This window comes from Nonomuraea cypriaca (assembly GCF_015645445.1).
Classification (GTDB): domain Bacteria; phylum Actinomycetota; class Actinomycetes; order Streptosporangiales; family Streptosporangiaceae; genus Nonomuraea; species Nonomuraea cypriaca.
The window spans coordinates 14,906-27,889 of sequence record NZ_JADOGI010000131.1; the positions used below are offsets into that span (position 1 = coordinate 14,906).

13 protein-coding genes are annotated in these 12,984 nt (G+C 63.7%); 9 read left to right on the top strand and 4 right to left on the bottom strand.

Going from position 1 to position 12,984, the window contains the following annotated elements; all coding sequences use genetic code 11:
* Positions 1-50: 50 nt before the first annotated feature.
* A complete protein-coding gene (locus tag ITP53_RS34295) occupies positions 51-506 on the top strand; it encodes a multinuclear nonheme iron-dependent oxidase (protein WP_195899614.1) in 456 nt (151 codons plus the stop codon).
* On the top strand, positions 503-1,282 hold the full coding sequence (locus ITP53_RS34300) for a hypothetical protein (RefSeq protein WP_195899615.1): 780 nt from the start codon (positions 503-505) through the stop codon (positions 1,280-1,282). The genes ITP53_RS34295 and ITP53_RS34300 overlap by 4 nt, the downstream gene beginning before the upstream one ends.
* A 168-nt stretch (positions 1,283-1,450) precedes the next feature.
* On the opposite strand, the gene ITP53_RS34305 is transcribed toward ITP53_RS34300, so the two are convergent.
* Positions 1,451-4,339, bottom strand: a complete 2,889-nt coding sequence (locus ITP53_RS34305) for an AfsR/SARP family transcriptional regulator (protein ID WP_195899616.1) — start codon at positions 4,337-4,339, stop codon at positions 1,451-1,453.
* Between the two features lie 230 nt (positions 4,340-4,569).
* Here ITP53_RS34305 and ITP53_RS34310 point away from each other — a divergent pair, with 230 nt between their 5' ends.
* The 6 genes from ITP53_RS34310 to ITP53_RS34335 all read left to right on the top strand — a co-directional run bounded on the left by ITP53_RS34310 (position 4,570) and on the right by ITP53_RS34335 (position 8,047).
* A complete protein-coding gene (locus tag ITP53_RS34310) occupies positions 4,570-4,848 on the top strand; it encodes a hypothetical protein (protein ID WP_195899617.1) in 279 nt (92 codons plus the stop codon).
* Complete coding sequence (locus ITP53_RS34315; RefSeq protein WP_195899618.1) at positions 4,845-5,162, top strand: helix-turn-helix domain-containing protein; 318 nt, start codon at positions 4,845-4,847, stop codon at positions 5,160-5,162. Before ITP53_RS34310 ends, ITP53_RS34315 begins: the two co-directional genes overlap by 4 nt.
* Before the next feature lie 536 nt (positions 5,163-5,698).
* Positions 5,699-6,187 (top strand): DUF6461 domain-containing protein, encoded by a 489-nt coding sequence (locus tag ITP53_RS34320; RefSeq protein ID WP_195899619.1) that lies wholly within the window; start codon positions 5,699-5,701, stop codon positions 6,185-6,187.
* 43 nt (positions 6,188-6,230) lie between these two features.
* On the top strand, positions 6,231-6,494 hold the full coding sequence (locus tag ITP53_RS60560) for a type II toxin-antitoxin system VapC family toxin (protein ID WP_328816675.1): 264 nt from the start codon (positions 6,231-6,233) through the stop codon (positions 6,492-6,494).
* Positions 6,495-6,561: 67 nt separating this feature from the next.
* The gene (locus ITP53_RS34330) at positions 6,562-6,876 is read left to right on the top strand and encodes a calcium-binding protein (RefSeq protein ID WP_328816677.1); all 315 of its coding nucleotides are present in this window, start codon (positions 6,562-6,564) and stop codon (positions 6,874-6,876) included.
* A 4-nt stretch (positions 6,877-6,880) separates the two neighbouring features.
* A complete protein-coding gene (locus ITP53_RS34335) occupies positions 6,881-8,047 on the top strand; it encodes a hypothetical protein (RefSeq protein WP_195899620.1) in 1,167 nt (388 codons plus the stop codon).
* A gap of 401 nt (positions 8,048-8,448) precedes the next feature.
* On the opposite strand, the gene ITP53_RS34340 is transcribed toward ITP53_RS34335, so the two are convergent.
* The 3 genes from ITP53_RS34340 to ITP53_RS34350 all read right to left on the bottom strand — a co-directional run bounded on the left by ITP53_RS34340 (position 8,449) and on the right by ITP53_RS34350 (position 12,224).
* Entirely contained in the window at positions 8,449-9,471 is a 1,023-nt protein-coding gene (locus tag ITP53_RS34340; protein WP_207756800.1) for an integrase core domain-containing protein, read from the bottom strand.
* A 77-nt stretch (positions 9,472-9,548) separates the two neighbouring features.
* Complete coding sequence (locus ITP53_RS34345) at positions 9,549-10,424, bottom strand: ISAs1 family transposase (protein ID WP_195899621.1); 876 nt, start codon at positions 10,422-10,424, stop codon at positions 9,549-9,551.
* Positions 10,425-11,030: 606 nt separating this feature from the next.
* On the bottom strand, positions 11,031-12,224 hold the full coding sequence (locus ITP53_RS34350; RefSeq protein ID WP_195899622.1) for a lanthionine synthetase C family protein: 1,194 nt from the start codon (positions 12,222-12,224) through the stop codon (positions 11,031-11,033).
* Positions 12,225-12,600: 376 nt separating this feature from the next.
* Between ITP53_RS34350 and ITP53_RS34355 the strand changes: the two genes are divergently transcribed.
* Positions 12,601-12,771, top strand: coding sequence for a hypothetical protein (locus ITP53_RS34355; protein ID WP_195899623.1), 171 nt, complete (start codon positions 12,601-12,603; stop codon positions 12,769-12,771).
* Positions 12,772-12,984: the final 213 nt, after the last annotated feature.

Below are 12,984 nucleotides of genomic sequence, written 5' to 3' on the forward strand. Positions count from 1 at the left end.
ACCGGCGCCAATCGGATCAGCTGCACTCAAATCGTCAACATGCCGGGGCCGTGCAAGCCGTACAGGACAGGCTGGGTCGGCCTTTCCTGCTGGAAAACATAACCTACTATGTCGACCCGCGAGGCGGCCTGAGCGAGCCCCAGTTCATCACCGAGGTTCTCGAGCGAAGTGATTGCGGGCTGCTCCTCGACCTGAACAACCTCGCACTCAATGCGATCAATCACGATTTCGATGCTCAGGAATTCCTGGCCGAAATACCCTTGGAGCGCGTCATCCAGGTCCATCTCGCCGGCAACGGGCCGGGCGCCAGTGCCGGGGGCATGCTTTTGGACTCTCACGATGCGCCCGTGGGCGACGACGTCTTCCACCTGTTGCGCGTGCTTGCGGAGCGTAACCCGCCGCAGGGCGTTCTCATCGAGCGGGATGATCGGTTCCCGGACGACTTCCAGGAGATCATGGATGACCTGACGCGGGCCAGGGCGGTTCTCTCGCAGGAGATGTCATGAGCAGCGGGCAAGGGAGGCAGCTGTTGTTCGCACGACTTCTGGCCGACCCCGGCCTGGCCGTGGCCTTCGCGGAAGATCCTGAGCGCTTCGCGAGCCATTATGGTCATGATCGAGCCGATGCCCGCGCATTGGCTGGGGTGGATCAGCATCGCCTGGCGGTCGCGGCCAACCTCGCGCTCGCCAAACGGTTGCGTTGGTTTGGACTCCACATCCTAGAGGCGCTGATTCTCTGGGAGAGGAATGAACCAGGGACTGGTCGGCTGACCCGGCTCACCATCCGATCGGGTATGCATGCTGCCGAATCGACTGACGAGTGTTGGTCCAGGGTCCCCGCCATCGTGTCGGAGGTTCGTGGTATGCCCGGCGGAAAGGTCATGGCAGATCTCCTCCAATTCGAATGGATCATGCACGAGCTGATGGCTCGCACCGAAGCCTCGCCCGTCGCAAATTCGGCACATCCGCGAGTGCATCCCGACGTCGTCATGGCGACCTTCGGCTCCGCAGTCACCGAGGTGCGACGTATGGTGCTCGACTATAAGGACCCGCATACCGTGTCCTGGACAGAAACGCACTATCTGATCCGGCGCCAAGGCGATCAGGGGGTCCGCGTGCGATCCATCCCAAAAGACATCAAGGAGATACTTGAAAGCTGTGATGGTACGACGGCACCCTCGTCGATAGCGAAGGAACTCGGCTGGCCGCTGGAGCGCATAGAACAGGTCATTGCCCAGGCGTCAGCACAAGGCCTGACGTTGACAGGCCCTCAGGTGTGTTGACCGGCGACGTCGTACTGGGATGCGACTTCGATGAGCCAGGGCAGCGAACACGACTCGGGCGTGGCGCCCGGAAGATTGGCGAGGTAACTGCGTCCGCATTTCCGGCGACTTGCCGGCGCCGCCCCGATCACGTACCGCGAAACATTCGGCGTGTGCGAAATCGGGCAGTTATTCAGCCGAAGGCGTCAGAAGCTGGTGGATATCCTCGGTTTCTGGTGCGCCGAGCCTGCTGAGGGCCTTGTGGGCCTCTTCGAGGTGGGCGCGGCCCAGCTGGTGTTCACCCAGGGCGGTGTGGGATCGGCCAAGTACGGTCAACGCGCGCGCGACGTTGTATTCGTCGCACATGCGGCGGGCGAGTGTGAGGCATTCTTCGGCGGCGCCGGCGGCTTCCCGGTGTCGGCCCGCCTGCCGGTGGGTTTCGGCGAGGTGGAAGAGGATGTTGCCCCCGCCGGCCAGGTTTCCTGCTTGCCGGAACAGGTCGAGCGCCTCGGTGAGCGCGGCGATGGCCAGGTCATGCTGGCCCGCATCGCGCTGATTGATGCCGCGAGCGTATTGAACGGCGCCCAGGGCAATCGGGTTGTCGGCCTGGCGGGCCACGTCGGCGGCTCGGTCGAGTGCCGCGCGGGCCTGGTCGTGGCGGCCCGCCTGCTGATAGCAGCGGGCAAGATGGCTGCGGGCGAAGGCCTCATCCTTGAGATTCCCGCATGAGTGATAAAGATCAGCGGCCTCCTGACCGGCGCTGATGGCCTCTGTGATGCGCCGTTGCGTGAGGTTGAGCACCGCTTCCATATGGCGGACCTCGGCGAGAAGGTAGAGGTCATTTCCCGCGTTGGCGAGTTCGGCCGCACGACGGAGTTCGATCGCGGCCTCGGACGGGCGTGACAGGGTGTAATAGTGGTTGCCCAGGTGGTATCGGGCGATGGTCTCGCTACGTTGGTCGCCGTTGCGGACAGCGGCGTCAGCGACGCTTCGCACGATGTGATCAAGCCCGCCCCAGTCGAGGCCGTTGTACTTCAGCCACTCCAGGGCGTAAAGCTGATCTGCGGCAAGGCCGAGCGAACTGGAGCGCCGGATGGCCGCTTCCACCGAATTGACGAGGTGCGGACCGTGGTGCTGAAGCCACGCCTTGGCCGCGTCGACGTCGGAAAAGGTACGACCGGATCTCTGGAGCGGCAGGAGGGAGCTGGGGAGGGTCCAATTTCGTTCGGCGGTTTGGCGGGCCATCCGCGCAGCAGCCGTGTAGTAGGCGAGAAGCCGGTGCAGCGCTTGGTCCTGTTCTATCGGGGGGTCGTGGTGGGCGGTCTGCTCGTGGGCGTAGAGGCGAATCAGGTCGTGGTAGCGGTAGCGACCGGAAGCGCGGCTTTCGAGCAGACCGAGGTCCACGAGGTGGTCGAGAAGATCCTCGGTGGCGGGCTCGGACAGGTCCAGCAAGGCAGCTGCGGCGTCCACGTCCAGGTCCGGCCCGCCGGGCAACGCACAAAGCCGGAAGGCGCGAGCCTGGGGATAATCGAGATCGCGATAGCTGACCGACAGACTGGCTCGGACCGCTCGATCGTCGTGAACCAGTTCCGAGAGCCGCTGATCCTCGGCTTCCAGCCGCTCGGCGAGCTTGGCCAGGCTCCAGGTCTTGCGCGCGTTGAGCCGGGCGGCGGCGATGCTGATGGCCAGAGGCAAATGCGCGCACAAGGCGGCGACCCTCGCTGCCGCCCGCGGCTCGTCGGTCACCCGTTGTTCGCCGAGGAGCCCGGCCAGCAACTCGACCGCCTCATCGGGAGTCAGCACGTTGAGCACATGATGGTGGGCATTGTCCAGTGACAGCGGCAGCCGGCTGGTGATCATCACCGCGCAGGTGGGGCTGCCCGGAATCAGCAGCCGGATCTGAGCGGTGTCGTAGGCATTGTCAAGGATGATCAGCATGCGTTTGTCGTGCGTGCGTGTCCGGTAGTGGGCCGCTGCCTCCTCGACGTCGAGAGGGATCGCCGATCCGTCCATGCCGAGGGCGCGCAGGAGCCGGCCGAGGGCGTCGATCGGTTTCAGGGGTTTGGCGTCAGGGGTGGTGCCTTGGAGGTTCAGGTAGAGCTGCCCGTCAGGGAACCAGTTGGAGACCTGGTGGCAGAAATGGATCGCGAGGGCGGACTTGCCGATTCCGCCGGCTCCGCTGATCGCGGAGATCGCCACTGCGTCACCGGCTTCCAGCAGATCGGCGCGCAGCCGCACCAGCTTCTGGGCACGGCCGGTGAACACGGCCAGATCCGCGGGAAGCTGAGCCGGGACGGGAGCGACGCCCGAGCGGGTTGCCGTGTCCGGGGCAGGCGCCGCGAGGGCGGGTTCTTCGGTGAGGATGGACTGATGAAGGTCGCGGAGATGCTGACCGGGGTCGACCCCGAGTTCCTGGGCCAGCAACCGCGCGCCTTGGTGGTACGCCTCGAGGGCCTCCGCCTGCCGTCCAGACCGATACAGGGCCAGCATGAGCTGAGCTCGGAACCGTTCCCGCATCGGATGCTCGGCGACCAGTTTGGTCAGCTCGGCGGTCAATCCGTCGTGATGTCCGCGTGCCAGATCAGCGTCGATGCGCTGTTCGATGACGGACAGGCGCCGTTCGGACAGCCGGGCGGCCTCTTCACCCACCATCGGGTGATCACACAGTTCGCCGAAAGCGGGTCCTCGCCAGAGCGCCAGCGCTTCGGTGGACAAGCGAGCTGCGGCGTCGGCATCACCTTGCTGCCCGGCCTGGTGTCCTTTTTCTGCCAGGAATTCAAACTGATCCAGATCGGTTTCGCCAGGTTTCAGCAGCAGCCGATATCCCCCAGGACAGGCTTCGATGCAGTCCCCCGCCCGCTTGCGGAGCTTGGAAATGTAGGAGCGGAGGTTTGCCATGGCCGAGGTGGGCGGATCGTCGCCCCACAGCGCGTCAATGAGCCGATCGGCTGAGACGGCCTTACCCCGATGACACACCAGAACTCCGAGGGCGAGCCGCTGCTTGGCGGACCTGATCACGTCGGTTTCGCCCGCGTCCACCAGCCGGATCTCTCCCAGTACGCAGACCCTGACCGGCACCTTGACCCCCGATCTTCCTAGACTACCGCTACTCTACTGCCGCCGCCCATGCACATCCCGCCAGATCGGCTGGAGTCGCCGCCTCCCACGGCGCCCGGCTTGCGACCGTTCACCGGACCCCACGCCGACCGCTGACCCACCTCCAGGCCGGCGTCGAACTGCTCATCGACCATGATTACTGGCTGCGCCGGGCTGACTTCACCGACGCGTTCATCACCATCGACTACAGCGTGGCCAGCGCGAGAGCGTTCATCGACTGGCCGGAGGCGATCGCGGCCCTGACCGCCGGGCGGCTGCCGTGCAGCGGCGGCGAGCGGCGGATACTGCTGATCGCGGCGAGCATCGCCAGGGCCGTCCCGGTCGACCTGTCCGACGCGCTGACCGGGCTGGACCGCGCCAACATCGGCTTGGTCGCCGCCACGGTGCTGCGCGCGTGTGGCCTGCAGGATCAGATGATCCCACCACAGCTCGACATCCCGTCGCACCATCGAGGAGCACAGCAGCGATGAAGTGGAACCTGCGCCTGGCCGCGGCCAACCGCGGCATCTGGAAGGCCAGCGAGTTGCACCGCATGCTCGCTGGCCGCGGCATGACCATCAGGGCGGGGAAGATGTCGGGCTTGTGGTCCGGGCAGCCCAACAGCGTCCGCCTGGACGAACTGGATGTGATCTGCGCCGTGCTCGGCTGCGGCATCGAGGAACTCCTGCAACCCAAACCGCAGACAGTTCCCCAGCCCAAGCCCGACACTGGCCAGCAGGGCACCGCCGTCGGAGAGGCGCGCCCGGTGTGCGCCGCCGGCTCATCGGCGTTCCCGCCCGCATAGCCCGACACGGCCGCCGCCACGTGGTCGTCCACCTGTCCCGGTACTGGCCCTGGCAATACGCATGGGCCAACGCCTTCCACGCAACCCACCACCAGCCCACGCGGCATGACCCGCCAAAACCCCAGGTCACCGCTCCACTCGATGACCCTCGCCGGTCACCCGCGCCGCTCCAGCGCCCACCTCCGCCCCCGCCCCGCACCCATGGACAAGCCGCGAACGGCGCGCGGCGGTATCCTCACGCCGGAAACCAGGCTCCCACCCGGGGACACGCTCCTCATCGAGCAATTCGACCAGAACATGATCAGGAGAAATCACGCGGTGGATCAGGGCTAAGTGCCTTCTACGCCCGCTATCGCGTGCTCCCCGATCCAACCCCGAAGGAGGACTACGAGATAAGCCCGGCAACGCCTTCTACGTGAGGATCAAGGACGGCGCACCACCCACGCCTTCTTCGTAAAGAACGAAGCAAGCCATGTACTAACCCACCGTTCAGAAGGGGGCGTCCCACAGGATGCTCCCTCCTCCGAGAGGCCGCCATGCAATCACGGACCTACCTGCACGACCTTCTGGTCTCCACCCTCTTCACCGACGGGCTCGACAGCGACATGGACCTGTGGGCACTGGGTTTCACCGCCATCTGGGTCAAGGGGGCAGGCCTCGACACCCTCGCCCGAACCTTCGGCATGGACCCCGCCACCAGAACCCCATGTCACCTGAGCGAGATCCTCGACCACGCCATCGACGACGGATCTCGCTGGGTGGGCGAGGTCAACGACTGGACCGGCATCGTACCGGCGCAGGCCGACCGCGAAGTCGTGCGCTCCATCGCCGAAGACGGCCGCCAGGCCCTTGGCTTCAGCATGGACATCAACGCTTACTTCATCTACGCCCGCGACCGGCGCATGATCGTCTCCTTCGACCCCTCTTCGCCGGCTGAGCGGTACGGCGAGGACCCGCACGCGCTCGATCACCTGATGGACGGGCTGCGCTTCCAGATCATCACCGAAGCCGGCTTTAATCCGTAGGTGGCCTCGGCCGCCTCGTGATGGAGTTCGGGCTGGGAGGGTCGTGGCAGACAACCGTGGTGAGGCCATGCGCAACGCCTTCGACACGCTCGTTGATGAGATGGGCCTCATCATCGAGCCGGTAACACCCCATCAGGTGAGGATCGCGCGCCGGGCGTACCAGACCTATGGCAAGGGCAACAATTCCAAGGCCAAGCTCAACATGGGCGACTGCTTCGCCTACGCCCTCGCCAAAGACCTCGACCAGCCCCTGCTCTTCAAAGGCGAAGACTTCCCACACACCGACATCACTCCTGCACAGCCCTGACAGTCCAGCATTCCCTCTGCCCAAATGTGATCACCAGGATTTCCTCGCAGGAGTATCGTGTGCTTCTGTGACTCGCCGCCCCCCTGATGATCATCTGGATGAACTGATCGAGCAGGCGATCGTGGACGCCTACGACGATGAAGAGCAGCTCTCCGGCTTCCATGTGATGATCGGCGACAACCTAGCGGTGCCGTTCGAAACCACCGTGCTCGGCCTGCAGGTCACCGTCACCGCGATCGACTTCCTGGTCGGGAGTGGCATCGTGGCGATCTGCCGCCATGGCGAGCACAAGCAGGCAATCGGCATCCTCGATCTGCCACTGCCAGACCCGCCACCGGCCGGAGCCGAATGGATCCATGCCTTCCGCCGCTGGGCCAGGTGAAAGCATGAGCGAATACCAGTACTACGAGTTCCTGGCCATCGACCGGCCACTCACCAGCCAGCAGCAGGCCGAGGTGCGCGCCCTGTCCACCCGGGCGCACATCACCGCCACCAGCTTCACCAACGAATACCACTGGGGAGACTTCCGCGGCGACCCGTCCCGCATGATGGAGCGTTACTACGACGCCCACCTGTACCTGGCCAACTGGGGCACCCACCGCATCATGCTGCGCCTGCCCAAGGCCGTGCTCGACCTCAAGCAGGCAGAACGCTACTGCGTGGGCGAGCAGGTCAGCGCCTGGACCAGCGGCGGACACCTCGTCCTCGACTCCACCAGCGAGGCGGAGGAGGAGTACTGGGAGGACGACGTCGAACGCTCGCTGTCGGCGATCGTCGGCATCCGCGCCGAGCTGGCCGCCGGTGACCTGCGGCCGCTCTATCTGGCCTGGCTGTCGGCGTACGGGGCGTGGGAGCGCGACGAGGACGCCTTCGACTACGAGGAAGAGGACGAACTGGAGCCGCCCGTCCCGCCGGGACTGGGCTCGCTCACCGCACCGCAACGGGCCCTGGCCGACTTCCTCCGCCTGGACGACGACCTGCTCGCGGCAGCCGCCGAGGTCAGCCGGGCGGTGCAGCCCGTCCAGCATGACCGGCAGGCCCTGGCCGCCTGGATCGGCGCTCTGCCCGCCAAGCGCAAGGACGAACTGCTGCTGCGGGTGGCCGAGGAAGACGGCGCGAAGGTTCGGTGGGAACTGCTGCGTGAGTTCGGCGGCGGAATCACCGGCCAGGAGGTGGAGACGGGGCGGACGGTCGCCCAACTGCTGGACGCCGCCGTCGCCCGCCGCCACGCTCGCGAGCAGCAGGAGTCGGCCCGGCACACCGAAGAACAAGCCCGCCGGGAACAGGAGCGACGCCAGGCCAGGGAACTGCGCCTGAACCGGCTCGCCCAGGATCTCGACGCCGCGTGGGACGTGGTGGAGACCTCCATCGGCACCAAGAAGCCCCGCGAATACGACCTGGCCCTCGAACTCCTGCGCGACCTGCACGCCCTGGCCCTCCGCGACGAGCACACCGGCGCCTTCACCGAGCGCCTCACCCACCTCCGGGAACGACACCAGGGCAAGCGCAGCCTCATCAAGCGACTCGACGACGCGGGCCTCACAGCCGAGTAACCGGCGATTCCATGCCTGGTGACCAGCAGTCCGCACCACCGAGATTCACGTAGCCAAACTGCCCGGGCAGTCGAGAAGTGCGCATAGTCAAGGGATGCCAACCATTGCACGGTTGCTCGTTGGATGCTTATCGGCGCCTGATACGGCATAACACCGGGCGGCATTCTCGGACATTTTGAGTGCGGGCAACGCATGACATCGCGATACAAGAGAACACGATTCGATAGTGGTCGATATTGAGAACTGCGACTTTTAATCCGTAGGTGCGCTAACTTCCCCCAGGCATCGTCGCTCGCATCCTGCAGGCCACTCTGGTCGTTTCCCCTCAGGGTTGAGGCTGCCTACCTGTAGCGCGTCAAAACTCGCGCATGGGGTCTGATCTGGGGTTTCCACCAGTCGAGCTAGGCTGCTCGGCGGTACTCGTTGATCGCTCCTCCAAGTATCTTGTGGCGTTCGATCCGGCCTTGCATCGGCACCACAGGCTCACCTTGATCGGGTGGCCGTTGTCCACGAGCTTTATGCGGCCGATGCGCGTTGTAGTGATCGAGATATTCGTTCAGAACCGAACGCAGGTGACGTTCGCCGTAGATCAGCATGCGGTCGGTGCACTCGGCGCGCACCGTCCGGATCCAGCGCTCGGCATAGCAGTTCGCCCTAGGTGCCCGCGGCGGAGTCTTCAGCACCGTGATGCCCACAGCGGCGAACACCTCATCGAAAACGGCGGTGAACTTGGCGTCCCGATCGCGGATGAGGAAGCGGAACGACCCTGCTCGCTCGCCGAGGTCGATCAGGAGATTGCGGGCCTGCTGAGCGGTCCACGCACCGGTGGGGTGGCTGGTCACACCCAGGACGTGGACGCGTCGCGTGCGAACCTCCATCACGAACAACACGTACAAGCGCTTCAGAAAGATCGTGTCAATATGGAAGAAATCGCAAGCCAGAAGGCCTTCGGCTTGTGACCGCAAGAAGGTCCGCCAGGAAGTATCAAGATGTCGGGGCGCCGGTCCGATACGGCGCGAACGCAGGACGCGCCGCACAGTCGCCTCGCTGACCTGAAAGCCAAGCCGCGCCAACTCCCCGTGCACCCGTCGATGGCCCCATCCGGGGTTCTCCCGCGCCAAACGAATGATCAGGTCCCGAAGCTCCGGAGGCGTTCCTGGACGCCCGGGCCGATGCGGGTAGGTCCATACCCGTCGCAGCAGACGACGATGCCATGCCAGCAACGTTGCCGGGGTGACCAGACGATGGGCGCGCAGGACCGCCGGCAACCATCGGGCCAGCGCCGCGAGAACGGCCCGATCGGCCCAGTCCGGCTTCGGGCGTCCGACCCGACGCCGCAGAACCGCCACCTCGTGACGCAACACCATAATTTCCGCGTCCTTCGACGCTTGACTGCGGCCCAGCAACATCAGCCAGCCGAACACCCCGTGATCAGATAGAGCAGGCGAACAAGCACAAGACGCGATCTTGTCTGCGGATACGGATCCCGTCAAACCACAGGTCAGAGCCATCGTGGCCGCGTTTTGACGCGGTACAAGATGCCCAGGTGGGCGGGTCCGGCGACGTCGGGGGGTGCGTTGGTGATCCCGTAGGCCACCTCCTTGCTGACCCCTGGCCCGCCGATTTCGGCGACTTGCCGCACGATCCGGAAGACCTGGGCTGCATGGGGGAAGTCGATCGCGTCGGCCGCGGCGGTGCGGATGGTGCGGCGTTCGCGGCGGCCGTGCCCCTTGTCTAGGTCGGTGTGTCCGGTCGCGGCCCGCTCGTGTGCGGCATCAGTGCCGCCGGCCAGGGCCAGCATCGCCGCCGCCAGCGCTTTCAGCTGATTCTCCTTCAAGATCATGACGTAGTAGAGGCCGAGGTCCTCGCTGAGATGCCGAGCCGTCTCACGGACGGTATGGAGCGCATCGACGGTGACGACCGCGATATCGCCGCAGGCCAGAGCATCGAGCAGCAGCGGCGCCAGCTCAGGGACCTCGCTGGTCTTGTCGGCGATCCGCCGCTGGCCCAAGACCACCCCACGGGTGTGATGCAGCAGCGACAGCAACTGCGGCCCGTGCTCCTCGCCGTGGCGGGCTCCCCGAAGGGCCTTGCCGTCGGCGGCCCCGCCAGCCAGCACCCCCGCTGGATCCGGCCGCTGTCGTGCCCGCTGCCGAGCCCGGCGCGTCTCGCGTTCCACGCCCATGCCCACCCACAGATGCACTGCAACGTCCTCGATCTCTGCTGTCTCCGCACACCGCTCGGATGCCTGGCCCTCGCCGGACTCGCCGATCGCGGCCTGCCCGCCCAGATAGCGGCAGGTTTGCCGGTCCAGCTCGTCACCATCGACCCCGGCCAGTACCCGGCGCAGGGTCCGCTCGCTGGGTGCTCGGTGCAACCCGGTCCACGGGTCACGTCAGCACCCCAGCACCGCCAGCAGTTCCTGCGGGGCGTCGTCAGCCCAGTGGCTGATGCCCGTCACGGTGTTCCCGCCCACCGTCGCCGTGCCGTACGTGGCCACCGCCAAATCGATTCCAGCGAGTGCAGCGTGTTGTACACCGCCCGGGAGTCATGCACCGCCCGAAACCGGGCCATAAGTCCACCGCCGACACCGTTCGACTGTGCCACCTCGGCGAACATGCCCTCCTCGGCGGGGCGGTGCGGCAATGATAGGGCAGCAGTGGGCACGGTTCCTCCCGCAGATCTTCGGTGTGGAAACCTCGATCTTGAGGAATCGTGCCCCTTCTCACGCCTGGAATGGGCCAGTTTTTACCCATGGCGACACCCGCGTTCGCCCGTGCATCGTGTGCCCAACCCCATCAAATCCACAACATGCCGGGGCCGTGCCCGACACCTGTCAGTATGACCCTCCGGCCCCTTTTCAGACACTCTCTACCTCAGCAGCGCGGGAGATTTCATCATCGCCGGAGTCAATCGTTTCGCCATCTGTGGAGTTGAGATAATCGGCATAAGGGTCGTGAGGCAAGGGGCGAGGAAAGCTCTATCAACTGCCACCTAGGTCTAGGAGAGGGCGGTCATGGAGAGAAACAAGTCTCGAAAAGAAGAGGCCGATCCCTGACCCTCCACTCGAATAATCATAAGAGATTTGCCTCAGCCATCGATCCGGCCAGGCCACGCCATCCGGCCTATCGATTTTGAACCGCAAGATAGTGTCAGCCATATCGAGGGCTCTGCCTCGATACTCCTCATGACCAGTGAAGCGAAACATGTCGAGCATGAATTCTGCTATGCCTGTTAGTCCGCTAAAAAGGCCGGGGTTCACCGTGTACTTGATGAAGGCGTCATCCGCGATCCGCTGAGCGACACTCAAGTATTTGTCGATTCCGAGAAATCGAAAGAAACGAATCGCTACGCTCCCGACTCCCGCACTGCCTTGCATCCAGTAAGGTCGAACAAGATTATCGCCCTCAAATCGACTCCAAAGCCAGCCAACATCACTTTCAAACCTATTGGCCAAGTCATACTCTAGCGCCTGAATCGCTGCATTGCAGAAGTCTGCCCTGTCTGTCGCACGATAGAGGTACAACAAGAAAAGACCGATTCCACTTGCGCCGTACCCAAAGCCGTAGTGAATTCGTCCATCGCTATTACAGGGCCAGAAGCACGTCTCACCTTCTTGCTGCGCTGCCTGAAGAATATGTTCGCCACAACGAACAGCCCAGTCCAAGTAGTTCTGCTTCTCCGTCTGACTATATAGATGCAGGCTCGCAATCCCCCAGCCGGCAGCCCCCAGGAAGACGTTGGATTCCTCGTACAAAAGTGGGGATTGATAGAGAACATCCATGGCCTCTTCAGCCTCCTCGGGCATGCCCACCTCATGAAACGTTGAGGCGATGCCCGCGAGCCCAATATATAGACCAGGTGGATAGTCGTCCACACTGATCCGTCTGTTCTTCATCCAGACGCTAATATCATCCGGAAACTCGAGCAGTGCGCCGGAAAAACGAAGGAACAGAGCCGGGCCACAAGCGCCATAGGCAAGACTCAGAGGATTCGTCGTGAAGACGAGCTCTTGAGCCGGCCAAAGCCGGTCAGTGCGCGCATACTCTGCGGCTTGCGCCATATGTCCAGCAGTCTTCTTCAGAGTATCCTCGACCTCGGCTTCGAGACGAGATGCCGCAGCCTCATTAATTAGCGAACTTTCAGAAGTTTCTTTTATTTCCCCCGAATTCTTCATAGAGCCTCCACTCACCGTGACAACTAAAGACGACTGAACAGTTTCCATTTGGTGTAGAGGTCAAACCCGCACCCTCCACCAAGTTGTTGGCGCATTACCAGCCTAATGCGTGACCTTTACCATACATCGAAAATGTTTAATCTGAACACCTCCAAACTAAATACGTAGCACACGAACTAATTCACAGTCTAGATCATCGCTTTGGTGTTTGCGCTGCTGAGCCCACGGGTACCGTAACACCTGGAGACGGAGGAGTCCTTAACATTCGGTTCGATCTGCAAGGGCGCGATTGGCCTTGCCTGTATAGCGGCAAGCGACAGTAACGATCCGCCTTCCCGCTCACGCGAAAAATCCAGTCTCCCCAGAAGGAGGGACCATGCCCGAAGAAGAGCTGAGTTCACGAATCGGAAACATCGAGCGTGTCCTAGGCCTGCAAAGGTTGAGTGCCGAAGGCGGCGAGGACATTCTTCCGATGGGCAACAGCGGAGCTTCAGACCACTGCGGTAACAGTGCTTACAGCAACCACTGTCTGGAGGCGCAAAAGTAGCGACTCCACCGCAAGGACAGATGGGAAAGCAAGCCGTAACTCCAGAGCGCGCTCACGCGAAAAATCAGTCATCCCAGAAGGAGCAGCCATGCCCGAAGAAGAGCTGAGTTCACGAATCGGAAACATCGAGCGTGTCCTAGGCCTGCAAAGGTTGAGTGCCGAAGGCGGCGAGGACATTCTTCCGATGGGCAACAGCGGAGCTTCAGACCACTG